Genomic DNA, 18849 nt, shown 5'->3' with positions numbered 1-18849 from the left:
GAAAAAAAACCGCCAGCGCAACGCATGGCGGTTTTTTCCGGTTCGACGCGGCTAATCAGAGTTTGCCGTAACTGTGCAAGCCCGACAGGAACATGTTCACGCCGAGGAAGGCGAACGTCGTCACGATCAGGCCCGTCAGCGCCCACCAGGCCGCCGCCGCGCCGCGCAGGCCTTTCATGAGGCGCATGTGCAGCCACGCCGCGTAGTTCAGCCACACGATCAGCGCCCAGGTTTCCTTCGGGTCCCAGCTCCAGTAGCCGCCCCACGCTTCCGCGGCCCACAGCGCGCCCAGAATCGTCGCGATGGTGAAGAACGCGAAACCGACCGCGATCGACTTGTACATGACGTCGTCGAGCACTTCCAGCGACGGCAGGCGGTCCGACATGAAACCGCGCTGCTTCCCGAGATACGCGACGGAAACCATGGCCGACAGCGCGAAACTGCCGTAACCGATGAAGTTCGCCGGTACGTGGATTTTCATCCACCAGCTTTGCAACGCGGGCACGAGCGGCTGAATCTGCTGCGCGTCGCGGGCGATGGAGTACCACATCAGAAAGCCGACCGCCGCGCTGATCACGAGCAGCACGAACGCGCCCATCGCGCGCGTCGAATAGTGCTGTTCGTAATAGAGATAGAAGAGCGCCGTGATCAGGCAGAACAGCACGAACACTTCGTAGAGGTTCGAAATCGGAATATGGCCGATGTCCGCGCCGATCATGTACGACTCGTACCAGCGCACCATCAGGCCCGTGAAACCCATCAGCACGGCGACCCACGTCATGCGCGAACCGATCGCGCCGCCCGTCTGCGAGCGCGACACGAGGCCGATCCAGTAGAACAGCGTCGCGAGAATGAACAGCGCGCTCATCCACAGAATCGCGGACTGGCTCGACAGGAAGTACTTGAGGAAGAAATTGGTGTCGGCGCGCGCGAGGTCATGCTGATAAAGCTGGATCGAAGACAGCGCCAGCACCGCGATCATCGCGATAAGCAGGCGCACCGGCTTCCAGCGCCAGCCGAGCACGACGAACGTGGGCACCGCGCCGATCAGCACGGCCGTGTCGTACACGTCCATGTACGCGTGATAGCGATTCAGCGCGAAGCCCGCGCCCGCGACCATCGCGAGGGCGAAAAGCCAGTCGACGAGCGTGAGGCGGCGCAGAAACGGACGGTCGTCGAACGCGGCGACATCGGGCAACCCGACGGGCGCCGGACGCTCCGCCTTGACGGATGCGTGGGAGGAGGTTTGAGAGAGGTCCATGATCTTACCGTGTCGAAACTTCCGAGCGCGTGGCTTCGGATTGCGTTTGCGCCGTGGGTGCGCTGGATGTCGGGGACGGATCAACCGGTTCGGCCAGCTTCACGCCGAGCGCCGCGGCAATCTGCGCCCGCGTGCGCACGAACTCTTTTTCGAAATCGAACGTGCGGCGCGCCGTGGACATTGCCATCAGCACGCTCGCGCCGCCCTGACCCGAATCCTTGAGCCAGAACCAGAGGCGGCGTTCGCGCACATAAAACATCGCGAAGATGCCGACCACCAGCAGAAGGCTGCCAAGATACACCAGATTTTTACCCGGCGCGCGCGTCAACTGGAATACCGAAGCTTGCACCTGCTTGAAGTTGTCCAGTTGCAGAAAGACCGGCGAGCCGTACAGAAAGCTGTCGGAAAGCGCGTTGATGGCCGACTGCACGAACGCTGAGCTCTTCTCATCCACTTTAGCCGCCGAAAGGCCGTTTTGCTCTCGGGAAATCTGCCATACGTCCCACATCGCGCCTTCCAGCATGCGCATCAGCAAGCCCGCCGCCTTTTCCTGCTCGCCCTTAGGCACGGATTTATCGATGAAAGTCGCGATGCCCTGAAAGCCGCCAATCACCTGAGGATTCGACACGGGCTTGCCCGTTTCGTCCGCGCCCGCGAAGAGGTTCAGCACGCGGATCGCGCTTTCTTCCAGATGCTTCTGCAACTCGCCGTTTTCCGCCGGCACCGAACGCAGCGCGAACCGGTGCGCCGCTTCGACGCGTGTCGCGGGCGTGGCGAGCGCGGCGCGCAAATCCATCCATTGCTTGACGGTGCCCTGCTCGTCGGCGGGAATGCGCAGATAGCGGAAGGAATCGTTCGGGCTCAAGCGCATGCCCGCGAGGAACATGCGCTGGCCGCTGACATCGACCGGCAGCATGTAGTTGCTGTACTCGCGCGCCTGGCCGTCCGTGCCGCGCACCTTGTATTGCACCGACGGGCCGATATTGCGCAGATCCGTCGGCTTCGAGGTTTTCGCGCCGGAGCCGAGACGCTCGTCGAACGCGTCGCGCAGCGTTTCCTTCTTGCCGACGCCGCGCGCATCCGGCGCACCGCTGCCATCGGTCATGTTTTCGACGTTGATCGCGCGGAAATCGGTGAATTCGATGGTTTCGCCCTGCGCGCCCGTGAACTGCGTGCCGATGGGCGCCGTGCCACCGATCGCGCCGTGGAAGGGCGCGGTCTTCGCGCTGCCGCCGGTCATCGGCCAGGCGGTCATTTCGAGCTTCGAGCCGCCGTCCTGAAAGCTCGACTGATAAATCGAGATGCCGTCGTAGGTGAAGGGCTTGTTCACCTCGATGCGCGCCGGAATGCGCTTGCCGCTCTTATGATCGATCACGACGATATCGCTCGCGAAGAGCTTCGGCATGCCGGTCGAGTAGTAATCGACGATGAACTTGTTCAGTTCGATCGAGAACGGCAGATCCTGAATGATCGAGCCGTCCTGTTGATTGAGAATCGCCGTGCCGACGTACTGGCCTTCCGGCACCCACGCGTAGCCGCGGAACGTGGGGTTCGACGTCGAGAGGCGATGCTCCGCCGGAATGTCGTTGATGACGGCGTTGCTGTTGATCGGCGTCTTGTTGAACATCCACATCTGCAATTTGATGGGCAGATTGCTGTCGAGCAGCCCGCCGATACAGATCACGACGATCGCGATGTGCGCCGAGATATAGCCGATCTTCGTCATCGCGCCGCGTTTGCCCGCGATGAGCGTCGCGCCGTTATCGGTTTGCCGCGTGACGGTGCGATAGCCCATTTTCACCGCGAGGCGTTCGAGCGTCGCCGCGGTCTGCGCGCGGCTGGCGGAAACCGTGAACTCGCCCTTGTGATGGAACGCGCGCAGGCCGCCTTCATGCACGCGATCCTTCCAGCTCTTGATGTCCGCGATCATCTTCGGACTGTTGCGGATGACGCACAGCGACACCGAAATCACGAGGAAGATCAGGATCAGCATGAACCACCACGCGCTATACACGGTGTAGATGCTGAGGCCGCGGAAGATGTCCGCCCAGAACGGGCCGAACTGATTCACGTAGTTGGGATACGGATCGTCCTGCGTGAGCACCGTGCCGATGATGCTCGCGATCGCCAGAATGACCAGCAGCGCAATGGCGAAGCGCATCGAACTGACGAGTTCGACGAAATGCCTGACGGCGCGGCGGCTCGACTTCGACTGCAAACCCGATGTGGTGACGCTCATTCAAACTCCGGCTGGACAGCAAAAAAGGGTGGAGACGCTAGCGGTCTTATCGACCGACGTCCCACCCTTTTCTTGTTTTCGCGCCGGTCTTCTCGGATCTTCCCGGGACCGGCTTCGTAGTATGGGCGATTCCCGCTTTCGTTGCAGGGAACCGCTGGACGCTGACTGCTGCGTTTTAATGCAAACCGGCGATGTAGTCGGCAACCGCCTTCATCTCCGCTTCATTCAGGCGCGAGGAGATCTGATGCATCGGCTCGCTGTTGGCGCGTTGCCCCGATGCGAAGGCGTTCAACTGCGCCACCGTGTAATCGCCCCACTGCCACGACAACCGCGGATACTGCACCGGAATGCCCATGCCCGTCGCGCCGTGACACGCGGCGCACGCGGGAACGCCCTTGTCAGCGATGCCGCCGCGATAGATCTTCTGCCCCAGCGCGACGTCGTTCTTGTCGCGCGCGTAGCCCTGCTTGGTTTTCTGCGACGCGAAGTACGCCGCGACGTTCACCATATCCTGATCCGATAGCGCGCCCGCAATGCCCGCCATGATCGGATTGTTGCGCGCCGGCGCTTTCGCACCCGGCTGCGTCTTGTAATCCTTCAATTGCTTGACGATGTACTCAGCGTGCTGGCCCGCCAGTTTCGGAAACGCCGCGCCGGCGCTGTTGCCGTCTGCCGCGTGACACGCCGCGCACACCTGAGTCGCGATGGCCTGCCCTCGCGCGACATCCGGCTTGGCCGGCTGCGCGGGCTCCGCCGCGTTCACTGACATCGATACCGCTAGTCCACCGAAACCCACACCGAAAGCCGCCGCTGCTCGAATCACCACCAGAGACCTGTACAGTCGGTTCATTCGCGTACCCTGTTTTTCGTCTTGTGAGAATGTGAGGTTCTGCAAAAAACGACGGCGATCGAACTTCGCCGCAAGATACCCGAACTCGCTGAACGAAGAGGCCCAAAAGATGCCTCTGAAAACTGTCTCGCTCCTGTCGATCAGAGTTGACGCTTCAGCGCCTTACTTACTCTGGTCCCATGCAAAGCTGTGGGTGCCGCCTGCGGCCTGGGTCTTGCGTGCCCGTGCTGATCTTTAAAAATCCGTCGTATTGTACAATAACCCGCTACACGCAAAGACGCCAGTCGGGGCATGCCCAGTATTCGCCGGGTTCTCAAGGCTTCTGGTATTCACCGCGCTTTTCCGCGGTTCACTCGATTGGGCCCGCCCATGTCATTCCTGCTTCACCAATCCCGCTTCTTCACCACCGTCAACCATCTGCGCGATCTGCCACCTACGCCGCAGCCTGAAATCGCATTTGGCGGCCGTTCGAACGCGGGTAAATCGACGGCCATCAACATCCTGTGCAATCAGAAGCGGCTTGCTTTCGCGAGCAAGACGCCGGGCCGCACCCAGCACATCAACTACTTCTCCGTAGGGCCGCAGGACGCGCCCGTAGGCTATCTCGTCGATCTTCCCGGCTATGGTTACGCCGAAGTGCCGGGTGCCGCGAAGGAACACTGGCAACGGCTGCTGTCGACGTATCTGCAAAGCCGCGCGCAACTGTGCGGCATGATCCTGATGATGGATTCGCGCAGGCCGTTGACCGACCTCGATCGCATCATGATCGACTGGTTCGCGCCGACCGGAAAACCGATTCACACGCTGCTCACCAAATGCGACAAATTGACGCGACAGGAGATGACCAATGCCCTGCGCGCGACGAAGAAATCGTTCGCGGAATACAAGGACGCGGGCTATCGCGGTGAACTGACCGTGCAGCTCTTTTCCGCACTCAAGCGCACGGGCATCGAAGAGGCGCACGAACTGATCGAAAGCTGGCTGATGCCCGCGGAAGCGAGCGAAAACGCGCAAGAAGACGCTGCGGAGTAAGCCGTCGCGACGGTGCTCCGGCATAAAAAAACCCGCCGCATGACGGCGGGTTAACAGCCTAATCGAATATCGACAGGCACCCGCTCAGGGAGGAGAAGCGGGGAGTCCGGCGGCAAGCGCCTCGCTCGATCGGTATGATATACCATTGTCTCAAAACGGTTTCAGACACGGCCAAGTGCTTGTTCCGCAAGACTTTATACGTATCCAAACCCGTTTTCGACGCCCTCCCTGGAAGACCACTCAACTCCGAGTCAAGACATGAGCTTCTATCCTCACCATCGCCCGCGCCGCATGCGCCGCGATGACTTCTCGCGCCGTCTGATGCGCGAAAACATCCTCACCACGAACGACCTCATTTATCCGGTGTTCATCGTCGAAGGGACGAATGTGCGCCAGAGCGTGCCGTCGATGCCCGGCGTCGAGCGCACGTCGGTCGATTTGCTGATGAAAGTCGCCGAACAATGCGTCGAACTGGGCGTGCCGGTGATCTCGCTCTTCCCCGCGATCGAGCCGTCGATCAAGACGCCCGATGGCCGCGAGGCGACCAATCCCGAAGGCCTGATTCCGCGTGCGGTGCGCGAGCTGAAGAAGAACTTTCCGACGCTCGGCGTGCTCACCGACGTCGCGCTCGATCCGTACACGAGCCACGGCCAGGACGGCGTGCTCGACGAAGAAGGCTACGTGAAGAACGACGAAACGAGCGAAATTCTCGTCGAGCAGGCGCGCACGCAGGCCGAGGCGGGCGTGGATATCGTCGCGCCTTCGGACATGATGGACGGCCGCATCGGCGCGATCCGCGAGATGCTCGAAAGCGAAAGCCACATTCACACGCGCATCATGGCGTACGCGGCGAAGTACGCGTCGGCGTTCTATGGCCCGTTCCGCGACGCCGTCGGCTCGGCCGCGAATCTCGGCAAGGGCAACAAGATGACGTATCAGATGGACCCGTCCAACTCCGATGAAGCGATGCGCGAAGTGCGCATGGACATCGAGGAAGGCGCGGACATGGTGATGGTCAAGCCGGGCATGCCGTATCTCGACATCGTGCGACGCGTGAAAGACGAGTTCCGCTTTCCGACGTATGCGTATCAGGTGAGCGGCGAGTACGCGATGATCAAGGCCGCGGCGCAGAACGGCTGGATCGACCACGACAAGGTGATGATGGAAGCGCTGCTCGCGTTCAAGCGCGCGGGCGCGGACGGCGTGCTGACCTACTTCGCGCTGGACGCCGCGCGGATTCTGCGGGCTTCCTGAGTTGTTTCGAGAGCGATGCTTCCGGGGCATCGCTCTTTCTTATCCGTTCGACGGGCCGAGCTTTTCGAGGCTCTTCAAAAACGTATCCGCCGATTCATAGCCGACCACGCGCGCGACCTCGTTGCCCTGCGCATCGAAGAAGATGATGCCCGGCGGCCCGAATAACTTGAAGCGCTTGAGAAGCGCCTGATCGTCGGCGTTATTGGCGGTCACGTCCGCGCGCAGGAGATTGAGCTGCGCGAGACGCGCCTGTACGCGGGCGTCGGAGAATGTCAGTTTCTCCATTTCCTTGCAGGACACACACCAGTCCGCGTAAAAATCGAGCATCGCCGGTTTCGCCGCGGCTTTGAGCGCGTTGTCTAGTTCGGCCGATGAGCGCACCCGCGCGAATATCGGTCCTTCGCTCTGCGCGGCCGTCGTTTGCGATCCGCCGCGCGCAGCCAGCACCGCCAGCGGTTTGAGCGGGTCCGTCGAGCCCGCCGCCAGCCCGACGAGCACCGTCGCGGCCCAGATCGCAAACGCGGCGCCGACGCCGCGTCCCAGGCGCTTCCAGATGCCACCCGACTGAGCCGCGCCCGACGAGAACAAACCGAGCGATGCCGCCGCGATCAACAGCCACAAGGCCGCGAGCAGCATTTGCGCGACGCCGCCGATCACCGGCCACACGATCCACAGTGCGGCTGCGAGCAAGGCCACGCCGAAGAACACTTTCACGCCGTCCATCCACGTGCCCGCGCGCGGCAGGAGAGAACCCGCGCCCAATCCGATGACGAGCAACGGCACGCCGAGCCCGATGCCCATTGCGAAGAGCGCCGCGCCACCGAGCACCGCGTTGCCGGTATGCGCGATAAACGCCAGCACCGCGAAGAGCGGCGCGGTCATGCACGCACCGACGACGAGCGCCGAGAGCGCGCCCATCACCGCGACCGCGGCGAACTTGCCGCCGCTGCGTTTTTGCGATGCCTCGTTGACGCCGCTTTGCCAGCGCTGCGGCAACGCGATATCGACGCCCGAAATCAGCGCGATGGCGAACGCCGCCAGCAACGCGCCGAACAAGCCGAGCACCCACGGATTCTGCAACCACGCGCCGAGGCTCTGCCCGACGAGCGCGGCGGCGATCCCGAGCACGGTGTACACGAGCGCCATGCCGATCACATAGGACACGGACAGCGCGAAGCCGCGCGCACGCGTCACGCGCGCGCCTTCGCCCACGATGATCGCGGAGAGGATCGGGATCATCGGATACGAGCACGGCAGCAGGCTCAACACCATGCCTGCGAGAAAATACAGTCCGACGACGGTCAGGAATCCGCCGCCTTCCAGCATCGATTGCGCGTAGTCCGCGCTCGTCGCGCGTTCGAACCAGGAAGCTTGCGAATCACGCGTCGGCGCGCTGGACACGCTTCCGGCTGGTTGGAGTGCGTCGCCGCGCACGCGGTACGTTTTCTCCATCGGCGGATAGCAGATGCCGCCATCCGCGCAGCCTTGCGACGTTACCGCAAGCTCGAATGGCCCGCTGGCCTTCGTCACCGGAATGCGGATGATCAACTCGCCGCGATAGGTTTCGACGTCCTTATTGAACGTCTGATCGAAGTGCACTTTGCCTGCCGGCAGTTGCGCCGTGCCAAGGGTCGCGTCGCCGCTCTTCACCGCGAACGCAAAACGCTCGCGATACATGTAGTAACCGTCCGCGATCTTGTAGCGCACGTCCACTTCGCCGGGCTTTTCCGTGGCGCTGAATTTGAACGCGACGTCGGGATCGAGAAAGTCGTCGGCCGCGTGCGCCGCGCCCGAAAGCAGCGCGAACGCCGCGAGAAACAGAAGCGCACCGAAAAACCGTCGCGCGACAAGACGAGAAAGCTCAAACATGAAGAGGACGCTGCGTTTCTGCGTTGACCCACTGACCATAGGCAGGCGATGCGTGCACCTGCCATACGAGAATTTCGGGCGTTTCATAGGGATGGCGAGCCTCGACGAAGCGCTGCAACTCATCGCAGCGCGCGACGCTCGTCTTGAAAACCAACTGCACTTCCCGCGACGACTCCACCGCGCCCTTCCAGTGATAGTGGGACGACACCGCGCCGACGTTCGTCACACACGCGGCGAGCCGTGCTTCGAGCGCGGCTTGCGCGAGCGCATCGGCGGTAGCGGCATCGGGCAGCGTGGAGAGCATCAAAACGACGGGGACGTTCACTCGAAACTCCGGGAGATGCGACAGGCCAATTGCATATCGTAGCATCGGCCACGGACACGCACTTTTACGCTTCGATGCGCTGAAACGTCGCAGCCAGAATGCAAAAAGGCCAAGCTTCGAGCCTGGCCTTTCTGCTAACAACCGAAAACGGAATTTATTCCGCTTCTTGCACTTCTTCCGTCTCTTCGACTTCCGGGCGATCCATCAACTGGACCAGCGCCATCGGTGCGTTGTCGCCGACGCGGAAACCGAACTTCAGGATGCTCAGGTAGCCACCCGGACGGTTCGCGTAACGCGGGCCGAGAACGTCGAACAGCTTCGCGACGGAATCACGATCGCGCAGGCGGTTGAACGCCAGACGACGGTTCGCGAGCGACGGCTTCTTGCCCAGCGTGATAAGGGGCTCAACGACCTTGCGCAGTTCCTTGGCCTTCGGCAGCGTCGTCTTGATGACTTCGTGCTCGATGAGCGAATTCGACATATTGCGGAGCATTGCCAGACGATGGCTGCTCGTGCGGTTCAGTTTCCGCAGACCATGCTTATGACGCATTTTTCAGCTTCCTATAACGAGTTTAGAGCCAGCTCTTCTATTGCACCCTGATTCGGGGCACGGGCCGGTCGGAGAAAAAGCAAGACGCGGATTCTAAAGGAAAATCCGCGTCTTTGCCAGTAACGCTTTCGTTCTGCCGTATTACTTGTCGAGACCAGCCGGCGGCCAGTTTTCGAGCTTCATACCGAGCGTCAGACCGCGCGAAGCCAGCACTTCCTTGATTTCGTTCAGCGACTTGCGGCCCAGGTTCGGCGTCTTCAGCAGTTCGTTTTCCGTGCGCTGGATCAGATCGCCGATGTAGTAGATGTTCTCGGCCTTCAGGCAGTTCGCGGAACGAACCGTGAGTTCGAGATCGTCCACCGGGCGCAGCAGGATCGGATCGATCTGCGGCGCACGCGACGGCGCTTCCGCTGCCGCTTCCGTGCCTTCCAGCGCTGCGAACACCGACAACTGGTCGACCAGAATGCGAGCCGACTGGCGGATCGCTTCTTCCGGCGAAATGACACCGTTGGTCTCGATGTTCATCACGAGCTTGTCGAGGTCGGTACGCTGTTCGACACGCGCGCTTTCCACGGCGTAGCTCACGCGGCGAACCGGCGAGAACGACGCATCCAGCACGATACGGCCGATGATCTTGGCCGACTCTTCACCATAACGACGCACATTGCCCGGCACATAGCCGCGGCCTTTTTCGATCTTGATCTGAACGTCGAGCTTGCCACCCTTCGACAGGTGCGCGACCACGTGTTCCGGATTGATGACCTCGCAGTCGTGCGCGAGCTCGATATCGCCGGCCGTGACAAGGCCTTCGCCTTCCTTGCGCAGCGTCACCGTGACTTCGTCGCGGTTGTGCAGCTTGAAGACGACGCCCTTCAGGTTCAACAGCAGGTTGACCACATCCTCTTGCACACCATCGAGCGTCGAGTATTCGTGCACGACGCCTGCGATCGTCACTTCGGTCGGCGCGTAGCCGATCATCGACGACAACAGCACGCGCCGAAGCGCGTTACCCAAGGTGTGGCCATAGCCGCGTTCGAACGGCTCCATAACCACTTTCGCGTGGTTCTCACCAAGCGATTCAACTGCAATGATCTTGGGCTTCAACAAACTGGTTTGCATAGGTTTTCCTTTTCAATACCCTCGGCTCGTTACACCGATAAGGCTGACCGGTAACAACCTGAAAATAAACAGCCGAGGCCACCCCTTGCCACGAGCAATCAGGCTCCCCGGCTGTCCATCCATTACCGCCGCGAATTAACGCGAATACAATTCGACGATCAGGCTTTCGTTGATGTCGCCGGCGATGTCGCTACGCTCGGGCATCGACTTGAACGTACCTTCGAACTTCTTCTCGTCGACCGACACCCAGCTCGGCATGCCGCCTTGCTGCGCCAGCGAGAGCGCTTCGACGATACGAGCCTGCTTGCGCGATTGTTCGCGCACGGACACGACGTCGCCCGACTTCACTTGCAGCGACGGGATGTTCGCGACCTGGCCGTTCACGAGGATCGACTTGTGGCTCACGAGCTGACGCGCTTCGGCGCGCGTCGAGCCGAAGCCCATGCGATACACGACGTTGTCGAGACGCGACTCGAGCAACTGCAGCAGGTTTTCGCCCGTCGGGCCCTTGCGGCGGTCGGCTTCAGCGAAGTAACGGCGGAACTGACGCTCCAACACGCCGTAGATACGCTTCACTTTCTGCTTTTCGCGCAACTGGGTACCGTAGTCGGACGTACGCGCGCCCGAGGTGCGGCCATGTTGGCCGGGCTTGCTGTCGAGCTTGCACTTGTCGGCGAGCGAGCGGCGAGCGCTCTTCAGGAACAGATCGGTGCCTTCACGGCGGGACAGTTTTGCTTTGGGACCGGTATAGCGTGCCACTTTGCATCCTTAAATATTGATCACGCAAACTTTCGTCTGCGCTAGTTCGAACCCTTTGGGCCGAACGGTGGGCTTAGTCAAAACTTCATAACGCACGAAACCCGCCGATACTCGCGCATCGACAGGAAACATGCGGCAAGCGTCGGCGTATTAGATACGACGGCGCTTCGGCGGACGGCAGCCGTTGTGCGGGACCGGCGTCACGTCGGAGATCGCGGTGATCTTGATGCCAAGACCATGCAGCGCGCGCACCGCCGATTCACGGCCAGGACCGGGGCCCTTGATCCGCACTTCGAGGTTCTTCACGCCGTATTCCATTGCCACGCGGCCAGCCGATTCGGCTGCGACCTGAGCTGCAAAAGGCGTCGACTTACGCGAGCCCTTGAAGCCCTGACCGCCCGAGGTCGCCCATGCCAGCGCGTTACCTTGACGATCGGTGATCGTGATAATGGTGTTGTTGAACGACGCGTGAACGTGAACCACGCCCTCGGCGACGTTCTTCTTGACCTTCTTGCGAACGCGTTGCGCCGCGGAGTTGTTCGAAGCCTTAGCCATTACGTTTTCCTGTAACTGTCAGTTCCGCTTACTTCTTCAGCGATTGCGCTGCACGACGCGGACCCTTACGCGTACGGGCATTCGTGCGCGTACGCTGGCCGCGCAGGGGCAAGCCCTTGCGATGGCGCATACCGCGGTAGCAACCCAAGTCCATCAGGCGCTTGATGTTCATCGTCACTTCACGGCGCAGGTCGCCTTCGACGATGAACTTACCCACTTCGTCACGCAGCTTTTCGAGGTCTGCGTCGGTGAGGTCCTTGACCTTCTTCGAAAATTCCACACCAGCAGCGGTGCAAATGCCGCGCGAGCGCGTGCGTCCGATGCCGAAGATTGCCGTCAGGCCGATCTCGGTATGCTGGTGATTCGGGATGTTAACCCCTGCGATACGAGCCATTGTTTTTCCTCAAACAAAAAGCGCAAGCAAAAGCGCGGCGTTCAGCCTTGACGCTGTTTGTGGCGCGGATCAGAGCTGCAAATCACGCGCACAACGCCCTTGCGCTTGATGATCTTGCAATTGCGGCAAATGCGCTTAACCGATGCCATCACTTTCATGATATTACCCTTTTTTCAAATCACTTCGCCCGGAACACGATCCGTGCACGAGACAGATCGTAAGGCGTCAATTCAACCGTAACCTTGTCGCCCGGCAGAATGCGGATGTAGTGCATCCGCATCTTTCCGGAAATATGCCCCAGGACGACATGGCCATTTTCCAATTTCACCCGGAAAGTAGCGTTGGGGAGGTTTTCGATGACCTCACCCTGCATCTGGATAACATCGTCTTTGGCCATGGTCCTAATTAACGCATCGGGACGTTGCCGCCCTTGAAGTTTGCCTTCTTGAGCAGCGACTCATACTGTTGCGACATAACGTACGACTGCACCTGAGCCATGAAGTCCATCGTGACGACGACAATGATCAGCAGCGACGTTCCACCAAAATAAAACGGCACGTTCCAACGCAACACCAGAAACTCAGGCAGCAGGCACACGAATACGATGTAGATCGCACCAGCCAGCGTGAGACGCGTGAGGATGCGGTCGATATACCGTGCAGTCTGATCGCCCGGACGGATACCCGGAACGAAAGCACCGCTCTTTTTCAAGTTGTCGGCTGTTTCCCGGCTGTTGAACACCAGTGCGGTGTAGAAGAAGCAGAAGAAAACAATCGCCAACGCATACAGCAACACGTACACGGGCTGGCCCGGCTTCAGTGCCTCGGCCACGTTGTGCAGCGTGTTTGCGAACCAGTTGGTGCGCGTACCCGAACTGAACCAGTTCAGGATGGTTGCCGGGAACAGGATGATCGACGACGCGAAGATCGGCGGAATCACACCCGACATATTCAGCTTCAACGGCAGATGAGACGACTGTCCGCCGTAAATCTTGTTGCCGACCTGGCGCTTCGCATAGTTCACGAGGATCTTGCGCTGACCGCGTTCGATGAACACGACCAGATACGTGACCGCCGCGATCAGCACGACGATGATGATCGCCGAGATGATGCTCATCGAACCCGTGCGAACCAGCTCGAACAGACCGCCGATTGCGTTCGGGAAACCCGCCGCGATACCACCGAAGATGATGATCGAGATGCCGTTTCCGAGACCGCGCTCCGTGATCTGCTCACCGAGCCACATCAGGAACATCGTGCCCGTCACCAGCGTGACGACCGTCGTCAGGCGGAACACCATGCCGGGATCCAGCACCAGAGCCGGCTGGTTTTCCAGCGCGACCGCGATACCGAAAGCCTGGAAGGTCGCCAGAACCACCGTGAAGATACGCGTGTACTGCGTAATCTTCCGCTGGCCCGCCTGTCCTTCCTTCTTCAGCGCTTCCATCTGCGGCGACACGATCGACAGCAACTGCATGATGATCGACGCCGAAATGTAGGGCATGATGCCCAGCGCAAAGATGGTGAACCGTGACAGCGCGCCACCCGAGAACATGTTGAACATGCCCAGGATGCCGCCCGACTGGCTTTGGAACAGCTTCGCCAGTTGATCCGGATCGATGCCGGGTACCGGAATATGCGCACCAATGCGGTAGACGATCAGCGCCAGCAGCAGGAACACTGCACGCCGACGCAGATCGCCGAATTTCGCCGCGCTTCGACCGGTTTTTGCGAGACTCGGGCTGTTAGCCAAGTACCTTCTCCGATGCTAGTGCTAGTAACGGCGAAGGCGCGTTACTCGGCGAACGAGCCGCCAGCGGCTTCGATTGCCTCGCGGGCGCCCTTCGTTGCCGTCAGGCCCTTCACCGTGACCTTGCGCGTGATCTCGCCGGTCTTGATGATCTTCGCGCTCTTGATGAGCTCGCCGACCAGACCCGCTTGCTTCAGCGCCAACAGATCGATTTCGTCGACCGGCAGCTTCTCGAGATCAGCCAGGCGCACTTCACCGACGAATTCCTTCGTCAGCGAGGTGAAGCCACGCTTCGGCAGACGACGCTGCAGAGGCATCTGACCGCCTTCGAAGCCGACCTTGTGAAAGCCGCCCGAACGCGATTTCTGACCCTTGTGGCCGCGGCCAGCGGTCTTGCCGAGGCCCGAACCGATACCACGACCGACGCGACGCTTTGCGTGCTTCGCGCCTTCTGCCGGCTTCAGGTTATTCAATTCCATGTTCAACTCCTTGGATCCTTGGGTCGCGCTTAGGCGATGACCTTAACGAGGTACGAAACCTTGTTGATCATCCCGCGCACTGCCGGCGTGTCCTGCAGCTCGGAAACCGAGTTCAGGCGACGCAGGCCGAGGCCACGCACCGTAGCGCGGTGCGATTCGCGGGTCCCGATCAGGCTCTTGACGAGCTGAACCTTGACAGTTTTTTCAGACATGGTGCCCACCTTAGCCCAGAATGTCTTCGACGGACTTACCACGCTTCGCCGCGATGTCGGCCGGGGTCGACTGCTTGCGCAGACCGTCCAGCGTCGCACGAACGAGGTTGTACGGGTTCGTCGAACCGTGGCTCTTGGCCACAACGTTTTGCACGCCCATCACGTCGAACACTGCGCGCATCGGACCGCCAGCGATCACGCCGGTACCATCCTTCGCCGGAGCGAGGAGGACCGCCGATGCGCCGTGCTTGCCGTGCACTTCGTGTTGCAGCGTGCCGTTCTTCAGGGGCACCTTGAACATGTTGCGGCGGGCTTGTTCCATTGCCTTCTGAACGGCGACGGGAACTTCCTTCGCCTTGCCCTTGCCCATGCCGATACGGCCATCACCGTCGCCAACCACGGTCAGTGCGGCGAAGCCGAGAATACGGCCACCCTTCACGACCTTGGTCACGCGGTTGACCGAAATCATCTTTTCGCGCAGGCCGTCGTCGCGTTCGTCAGCCTGAACTTTCGCTTGCATCTTTGCCATGACGAATTCTTCCCTTAGAACTTGAGCCCGGCTTCACGCGCCGCATCAGCCAGCGCCTTCACGCGGCCGTGGTAGCGGAAACCCGAGCGGTCAAAGGCGACGGATTCGATGCCGGCAGCCTTGGCCTTTTCGGCGATACGCTTGCCGATCAGGGTCGCAGCATTGACGTTGCCGCCCTTGCCCGACTTGTCGGCCAGTTCAGCGCGGACTTCGGCTTCCAGCGTCGAGGCGCTTGCCACGACCTTCGTGCCACATGCCGAGAACACTTGCGCGTAGATATGCGTATTCGTGCGATGCACGGCCAGACGCGGAACCTGCAGCTCAGCGATCTTGATACGCGTCTGACGAGCGCGGCGCAGGCGAGATTGAGTCTTATCCATGATTGCGCACCCTTACTTCTTCTTCGTTTCTTTGAGGATCACGACCTCGTCGGAATAACGCACGCCCTTGCCCTTGTACGGCTCAGGCGGACGATAGCCGCGCACTTCTGCTGCGGTCTGTCCGACTTTCTGCTTGTCGATCCCCTTGATCACGATTTCGGTTTGCGACGGAGTTTCAGCCTTGACGCCTTCCGGCATCTGGTGCACCACGGGGTGCGAGAAACCCAGCGACAGGTTCAGCTTGTCGCCTTGCGCTTGCGCACGATAACCGACGCCAACCAGCGTCAGCTTGCGCTCGAAACCCTTGGTGACGCCTTGCACCATGTTCGCCACCAGGGCGCGCATCGTGCCGGACATCGCGTTTGCTTCGCGGCTTTCGTCCGTCGGAGCCAGCTTCAGCGTGCCGTTCTCGTTCGTGACGCTGACCAGCTTGTTCGCCGGTTGCGAGATCGTGCCGAGCGGACCTTTGACGGTGATGACGTCGCCCTTGATGGCCACTTCGGCGCCTTGCGGCAGCGCGATCGGGCTTTTACCTACTCGAGACATGTTTCTTCTCCTTAGGCGTTAAGCGACGTAGCAGATGACTTCGCCGCCGACGCCGTTTTGGCGCGCCTTGCGGTCAGTCATCACACCCTTCGGCGTCGAAACGATTGCAACGCCCAGGCCGTTCATGACCACGGGGATGTCGTTGCGACCGCGGTACACGCGCAAGCCAGGCTTCGAGACGCGTTCGAGGCGCTCGATGACCGGACGGCCGGCGTAGTACTTCAACGCGATGTTCAATTCGATCTTCGCGCCTTCAGCCTTCACCGCGAAATCGTCGATATAACCTTCGTCCTTCAAAACCTGCGCAATCGCAACCTTGACTTTCGACGAGGGCATAGTCACCGAAACCTTCTCGACCATCTGCGCATTGCGGATGCGAGTCAGCATATCGGCGATAGGATCACTCATGCTCATTTATGTTTCTCCTATTACCAGCTCGCCTTGGTGAGGCCAGGGATTTCGCCGCGGAACGCGATTTCACGAATCTTGCTACGCGCGAGTCCGAACTTGCGGAACGTGCCACGCGGACGACCCGTGATCGCGCAGCGGTTACGCTTGCGAGTGGGGTTCGAGTTACGCGGCAGTTGTTGCAGCGCCAGACGTGCGAGATAACGCTCTTCGTCGGACTTGCTTGCGTCGTCGATCACAGCCTTCAGCTCAGCACGCTTCGGAGCGTACTTGGCTGCCAGGCGCGCGCGCTTCTTTTCACGTTCGATCAGTGCCAGTTTAGCCACGGTAACCTCAGTTTCTGAACGGGAACTTGAAGCCGGCGAGCAGCGCCTTTGCTTCTTCGTCGGTCTTCGCAGTTGTCGTGATGCTGATGTTCAGCCCACGCAGCGCGTCGATCTTGTCGTAGTCGATTTCGGGGAAAATGATCTGCTCTTTCACACCGATGTTGTAATTACCACGGCCGTCGAATGCCTTGCCCGACACGCCGCGGAAGTCGCGCACGCGAGGCAGCGCGACCGTCACGAAACGGTCCAGGAATTCGTACATGGCATTGCCACGCAGGGTAACCATCGTGCCGATCGGGTAGCCTTCGCGGATCTTGAAACCAGCGATTGCCTTACGCGACTTCGTGATAACCGGCTTCTGGCCGGCGATCTTCGTGAGGTCGCCAACAGCGTGCTCAAGGACCTTCTTGTCAGCGACGGCTTCGCCAAGACCCATGTTCAGGGTGATCTTGGTGAGACGCGGCACTTCCATGACCGACTTGTAACCGAACTTTTCAACCAGTTGCGGCACAACCTTTTCTTTATAAATCTCTTGCAGACGAGCCATTTTTTAACTCCGCGTCAGGCGTTCAACGTGGCGCCGGTCGACTTCAAGAAGCGAACCTTCTTGCCGTCTTCGACCTTGATGCCAACGCGCGATGCCTTGCCGTTCGCGTCGACCAATGCGACGTTCGAAATATGCAGCGGCATCGTTTTGGCTTCCACACCGCCCGTCGTACCCTTCATCGGGTTCGGCTTCACGTGCTTCTTGACGAGGTTGATGCCCTCGACAGTGACACGCTCTTCCGCAACGGCCAGCACGGTGCCGCGCTTGCCCTTGTCCTTGCCGGTGATGACGATGACTTCGTCACCCTTGCGAATCTTATTCATCGCGACTCCTTACAGCACTTCCGGCGCGAGCGAAACGATCTTCATGAATCGTTCGCTACGCAGTTCACGCGTCACCGGCCCGAAAATACGCGTGCCGATCGGCTCGAGCTTCGTATTCAGCAGTACGGCGGCATTGCCGTCGAACTTGATGAGCGAGCCATCTTGACGGCGCACGCCCTTGGCCGTACGAACGACCACAGCGTTGTAGATTTCGCCCTTTTTCACGCGTCCGCGCGGCGTCGCTTCCTTGACGGTCACCTTGATGATGTCGCCAATGCTTGCGTAACGACGCTTCGAGCCGCCGAGCACCTTGATGCACATGACTTCACGCGCACCCGTGTTGTCGGCCACTTCAAGCCGAGTTTCGGTCTGGATCATGGTTTATCTTTCCCAACTTAATCCGATTGCACCACCATGGCACAACCGGTCAGTCTTGGTCCCGTCAGCCAAATGGCTGCTTGGGTTAGAACAGGCAGCAATGGCAGACGAAACCCGCCATCGCAATCCGGTGAATCTGTCGACTCAGGCTGGCGCCCGAACCGGCTTCCCCCACCAATTTCGCCCGCGACGGGGCTCCCACAAAGAGGGAAGACCGAGATTATAACAAATAATCTCGGTCTTGCAAGCGAAACTTACTGCGACACTACTTCCTGCATCGCCTTACTTCTACTTCAGCTTTAAATCACGCGAGCCGCTTCAACCAGCTTCGACACAACCCAGGCTTTCGTCTTCGAAATCGGACGGGTTTCCTGGATTTCGACGAGATCGCCTTCGTTGTACGTGTTCGCGTCATCGTGCGCGTGATACTTCTTCGAACGCACGACGTACTTGCCGTAGATCGGATGCTTCACGCGGTGCTCGACCAGCACGGTGACCGTCTTGTCCATCTTGTTGCTGACGACCTTGCCGACCAGCGTCCGCTTGAGCGAGGTTTTTACGCTATCGTTCATTTCTGGTTCGCCTTCTCGGTCATGACGGTGCGCACGCGCGCGATGTCGCGACGAACCTTCTTCAGCTGGCTCGTGTTCGTGAGCTGCTGGGTCGCGAGTTGCATGCGCAGGCCAAATTGCGCCTTGAGCAGGTCCGACAACTCCTTGTTGAGCGCGTCCTGGTCTTTCTGGCGAAGTTCAGTTGCCTTCATAT

27 protein-coding genes are annotated in these 18849 nt (G+C 60.3%); 2 read left to right on the top strand and 25 right to left on the bottom strand.

The genetic code is table 11. From position 1 onward, the window contains the following. Positions 1-55 precede the first annotated feature (55 nt). The 3 genes from ccsB to AWB70_RS32540 all read right to left on the bottom strand — a co-directional run bounded on the left by ccsB (position 56) and on the right by AWB70_RS32540 (position 4350). Positions 56-1261: a c-type cytochrome biogenesis protein CcsB gene (ccsB, locus tag AWB70_RS32550; protein WP_053568881.1), complete on the bottom strand. Its 1206-nt coding sequence runs from the start codon at positions 1259-1261 to the stop codon at positions 56-58. Positions 1262-1265: 4 nt separating this feature from the next. After that, positions 1266-3500, bottom strand: coding sequence for a cytochrome c biogenesis protein ResB (locus tag AWB70_RS32545; protein ID WP_053568882.1), 2235 nt, complete (start codon positions 3498-3500; stop codon positions 1266-1268). Positions 3501-3675: 175 nt separating this feature from the next. Further along, complete coding sequence (locus tag AWB70_RS32540) at positions 3676-4350, bottom strand: c-type cytochrome (protein ID WP_041730717.1); 675 nt, start codon at positions 4348-4350, stop codon at positions 3676-3678. A gap of 369 nt (positions 4351-4719) precedes the next feature. Between AWB70_RS32540 and yihA the strand changes: the two genes are divergently transcribed. Continuing rightward, the gene (gene yihA, locus AWB70_RS32535) at positions 4720-5382 is read left to right on the top strand and encodes a ribosome biogenesis GTP-binding protein YihA/YsxC (protein WP_014192463.1); all 663 of its coding nucleotides are present in this window, start codon (positions 4720-4722) and stop codon (positions 5380-5382) included. Between the two features lie 258 nt (positions 5383-5640). Continuing rightward, a complete protein-coding gene (hemB, locus tag AWB70_RS32530; protein ID WP_045451304.1) occupies positions 5641-6636 on the top strand; it encodes a porphobilinogen synthase in 996 nt (331 codons plus the stop codon). 39 nt (positions 6637-6675) lie between these two features. On the opposite strand, the gene dsbD is transcribed toward hemB, so the two are convergent. From dsbD to rpmC, 22 genes are all read right to left on the bottom strand, one after another. Next, a complete protein-coding gene (gene dsbD / locus AWB70_RS32525; protein ID WP_053568883.1) occupies positions 6676-8505 on the bottom strand; it encodes a protein-disulfide reductase DsbD in 1830 nt (609 codons plus the stop codon). Continuing rightward, a complete protein-coding gene (cutA, locus tag AWB70_RS32520) occupies positions 8498-8830 on the bottom strand; it encodes a divalent-cation tolerance protein CutA (protein ID WP_053568884.1) in 333 nt (110 codons plus the stop codon). The genes dsbD and cutA overlap by 8 nt, the downstream gene beginning before the upstream one ends. A gap of 154 nt (positions 8831-8984) precedes the next feature. Beyond that, positions 8985-9380, bottom strand: a complete 396-nt coding sequence (gene rplQ / locus AWB70_RS32515) for a 50S ribosomal protein L17 (RefSeq protein WP_008344047.1) — start codon at positions 9378-9380, stop codon at positions 8985-8987. Between the two features lie 141 nt (positions 9381-9521). Next, a complete protein-coding gene (locus AWB70_RS32510) occupies positions 9522-10499 on the bottom strand; it encodes a DNA-directed RNA polymerase subunit alpha (RefSeq protein WP_014192467.1) in 978 nt (325 codons plus the stop codon). A 135-nt stretch (positions 10500-10634) separates the two neighbouring features. Then, the gene (gene rpsD / locus AWB70_RS32505) at positions 10635-11258 is read right to left on the bottom strand and encodes a 30S ribosomal protein S4 (RefSeq protein WP_014192468.1); all 624 of its coding nucleotides are present in this window, start codon (positions 11256-11258) and stop codon (positions 10635-10637) included. 150 nt (positions 11259-11408) lie between these two features. Then, positions 11409-11813: a 30S ribosomal protein S11 gene (gene rpsK, locus AWB70_RS32500; protein ID WP_006052224.1), complete on the bottom strand. Its 405-nt coding sequence runs from the start codon at positions 11811-11813 to the stop codon at positions 11409-11411. Positions 11814-11841: 28 nt separating this feature from the next. Further along, a complete protein-coding gene (gene rpsM, locus AWB70_RS32495) occupies positions 11842-12207 on the bottom strand; it encodes a 30S ribosomal protein S13 (protein WP_008344037.1) in 366 nt (121 codons plus the stop codon). Positions 12208-12248: 41 nt separating this feature from the next. Further along, the gene (gene rpmJ / locus AWB70_RS32490; protein ID WP_004199844.1) at positions 12249-12365 is read right to left on the bottom strand and encodes a 50S ribosomal protein L36; all 117 of its coding nucleotides are present in this window, start codon (positions 12363-12365) and stop codon (positions 12249-12251) included. 20 nt (positions 12366-12385) lie between these two features. Then, positions 12386-12604, bottom strand: a complete 219-nt coding sequence (infA, locus tag AWB70_RS32485) for a translation initiation factor IF-1 (protein ID WP_004521905.1) — start codon at positions 12602-12604, stop codon at positions 12386-12388. Between the two features lie 8 nt (positions 12605-12612). Continuing rightward, on the bottom strand, positions 12613-13959 hold the full coding sequence (gene secY / locus AWB70_RS32480; RefSeq protein ID WP_008343935.1) for a preprotein translocase subunit SecY: 1347 nt from the start codon (positions 13957-13959) through the stop codon (positions 12613-12615). Positions 13960-14000: 41 nt separating this feature from the next. Continuing rightward, the gene (gene rplO, locus AWB70_RS32475) at positions 14001-14435 is read right to left on the bottom strand and encodes a 50S ribosomal protein L15 (protein WP_008343934.1); all 435 of its coding nucleotides are present in this window, start codon (positions 14433-14435) and stop codon (positions 14001-14003) included. Positions 14436-14464: 29 nt separating this feature from the next. Beyond that, complete coding sequence (gene rpmD / locus AWB70_RS32470) at positions 14465-14647, bottom strand: 50S ribosomal protein L30 (protein ID WP_006400644.1); 183 nt, start codon at positions 14645-14647, stop codon at positions 14465-14467. 10 nt (positions 14648-14657) lie between these two features. Next, positions 14658-15176: a 30S ribosomal protein S5 gene (gene rpsE / locus AWB70_RS32465; protein ID WP_008343875.1), complete on the bottom strand. Its 519-nt coding sequence runs from the start codon at positions 15174-15176 to the stop codon at positions 14658-14660. Positions 15177-15190: 14 nt separating this feature from the next. Further along, positions 15191-15556, bottom strand: a complete 366-nt coding sequence (rplR, locus tag AWB70_RS32460; protein WP_008343872.1) for a 50S ribosomal protein L18 — start codon at positions 15554-15556, stop codon at positions 15191-15193. 12 nt (positions 15557-15568) lie between these two features. Next, complete coding sequence (gene rplF, locus AWB70_RS32455; protein WP_014192471.1) at positions 15569-16102, bottom strand: 50S ribosomal protein L6; 534 nt, start codon at positions 16100-16102, stop codon at positions 15569-15571. An 18-nt stretch (positions 16103-16120) separates the two neighbouring features. Then, a complete protein-coding gene (rpsH, locus tag AWB70_RS32450; RefSeq protein ID WP_014192472.1) occupies positions 16121-16516 on the bottom strand; it encodes a 30S ribosomal protein S8 in 396 nt (131 codons plus the stop codon). A gap of 14 nt (positions 16517-16530) precedes the next feature. Beyond that, positions 16531-16836, bottom strand: a complete 306-nt coding sequence (gene rpsN, locus AWB70_RS32445) for a 30S ribosomal protein S14 (protein ID WP_014192473.1) — start codon at positions 16834-16836, stop codon at positions 16531-16533. Positions 16837-16843: 7 nt separating this feature from the next. Further along, a complete protein-coding gene (rplE, locus tag AWB70_RS32440; RefSeq protein ID WP_014192474.1) occupies positions 16844-17383 on the bottom strand; it encodes a 50S ribosomal protein L5 in 540 nt (179 codons plus the stop codon). Positions 17384-17397: 14 nt separating this feature from the next. Then, positions 17398-17706 carry a 50S ribosomal protein L24 gene (rplX, locus tag AWB70_RS32435; protein ID WP_045451318.1) on the bottom strand — a complete coding sequence of 103 codons (309 nt, stop codon included), beginning with the start codon at positions 17704-17706 and terminating at the stop codon, positions 17398-17400. A 9-nt stretch (positions 17707-17715) separates the two neighbouring features. Continuing rightward, a complete protein-coding gene (rplN, locus tag AWB70_RS32430; protein ID WP_006998478.1) occupies positions 17716-18084 on the bottom strand; it encodes a 50S ribosomal protein L14 in 369 nt (122 codons plus the stop codon). A 299-nt stretch (positions 18085-18383) separates the two neighbouring features. Beyond that, positions 18384-18656 (bottom strand): 30S ribosomal protein S17, encoded by a 273-nt coding sequence (gene rpsQ / locus AWB70_RS32425; RefSeq protein WP_008343854.1) that lies wholly within the window; start codon positions 18654-18656, stop codon positions 18384-18386. Beyond that, positions 18653-18847 (bottom strand): 50S ribosomal protein L29, encoded by a 195-nt coding sequence (gene rpmC, locus AWB70_RS32420; protein WP_014192476.1) that lies wholly within the window; start codon positions 18845-18847, stop codon positions 18653-18655. The genes rpsQ and rpmC overlap by 4 nt, the downstream gene beginning before the upstream one ends. Positions 18848-18849 lie beyond the last annotated feature (2 nt).

It is taken from the genome of Caballeronia cordobensis (assembly GCF_001544575.2).
Taxonomy (GTDB): domain Bacteria; phylum Pseudomonadota; class Gammaproteobacteria; order Burkholderiales; family Burkholderiaceae; genus Caballeronia; species Caballeronia cordobensis.
This window is presented reverse-complemented; position numbering and strand designations above follow the sequence as displayed.

Bases quoted from the DNA above. Each gene is read 5' to 3' on its own strand.
- dsbD (WP_053568883.1), bottom strand. From the start codon at position 8,505: ATGTTTGAGCTTTCTCGTCTTGTCGCGCGACGGTTTTTCGGTGCGCTT.
- rplF (WP_014192471.1), bottom strand. From the start codon at position 16,102: ATGTCTCGAGTAGGTAAAAGCCCGATCGCGCTGCCGCAAGGCGCCGAA.
- rplO (WP_008343934.1), bottom strand. From the start codon at position 14,435: ATGGAATTGAATAACCTGAAGCCGGCAGAAGGCGCGAAGCACGCAAAG.
- rplQ (WP_008344047.1), bottom strand. From the start codon at position 9,380: ATGCGTCATAAGCATGGTCTGCGGAAACTGAACCGCACGAGCAGCCAT.
- rpmC (WP_014192476.1), bottom strand. From the start codon at position 18,847: ATGAAGGCAACTGAACTTCGCCAGAAAGACCAGGACGCGCTCAACAAG.
- AWB70_RS32510 (WP_014192467.1), bottom strand. From the start codon at position 10,499: ATGCAAACCAGTTTGTTGAAGCCCAAGATCATTGCAGTTGAATCGCTT.
- rpmJ (WP_004199844.1), bottom strand. From the start codon at position 12,365: ATGAAAGTGATGGCATCGGTTAAGCGCATTTGCCGCAATTGCAAGATC.
- infA (WP_004521905.1), bottom strand. From the start codon at position 12,604: ATGGCCAAAGACGATGTTATCCAGATGCAGGGTGAGGTCATCGAAAAC.
- rpsQ (WP_008343854.1), bottom strand. From the start codon at position 18,656: ATGAACGATAGCGTAAAAACCTCGCTCAAGCGGACGCTGGTCGGCAAG.
- AWB70_RS32540 (WP_041730717.1), bottom strand. From the start codon at position 4,350: ATGAACCGACTGTACAGGTCTCTGGTGGTGATTCGAGCAGCGGCGGCT.
- rpmD (WP_006400644.1), bottom strand. From the start codon at position 14,647: ATGTCTGAAAAAACTGTCAAGGTTCAGCTCGTCAAGAGCCTGATCGGG.
- hemB (WP_045451304.1), top strand. From the start codon at position 5,641: ATGAGCTTCTATCCTCACCATCGCCCGCGCCGCATGCGCCGCGATGAC.
- yihA (WP_014192463.1), top strand. From the start codon at position 4,720: ATGTCATTCCTGCTTCACCAATCCCGCTTCTTCACCACCGTCAACCAT.
- ccsB (WP_053568881.1), bottom strand. From the start codon at position 1,261: ATGGACCTCTCTCAAACCTCCTCCCACGCATCCGTCAAGGCGGAGCGT.
- rplR (WP_008343872.1), bottom strand. From the start codon at position 15,556: ATGGATAAGACTCAATCTCGCCTGCGCCGCGCTCGTCAGACGCGTATC.
- rpsH (WP_014192472.1), bottom strand. From the start codon at position 16,516: ATGAGCATGAGTGATCCTATCGCCGATATGCTGACTCGCATCCGCAAT.
- rpsK (WP_006052224.1), bottom strand. From the start codon at position 11,813: ATGGCTAAGGCTTCGAACAACTCCGCGGCGCAACGCGTTCGCAAGAAG.
- AWB70_RS32545 (WP_053568882.1), bottom strand. From the start codon at position 3,500: ATGAGCGTCACCACATCGGGTTTGCAGTCGAAGTCGAGCCGCCGCGCC.
- rplX (WP_045451318.1), bottom strand. From the start codon at position 17,706: ATGAATAAGATTCGCAAGGGTGACGAAGTCATCGTCATCACCGGCAAG.
- rpsE (WP_008343875.1), bottom strand. From the start codon at position 15,176: ATGGCAAAGATGCAAGCGAAAGTTCAGGCTGACGAACGCGACGACGGC.
- rplE (WP_014192474.1), bottom strand. From the start codon at position 17,383: ATGGCTCGTCTGCAAGAGATTTATAAAGAAAAGGTTGTGCCGCAACTG.
- rpsM (WP_008344037.1), bottom strand. From the start codon at position 12,207: ATGGCTCGTATCGCAGGGGTTAACATCCCGAATCACCAGCATACCGAG.
- rplN (WP_006998478.1), bottom strand. From the start codon at position 18,084: ATGATCCAGACCGAAACTCGGCTTGAAGTGGCCGACAACACGGGTGCG.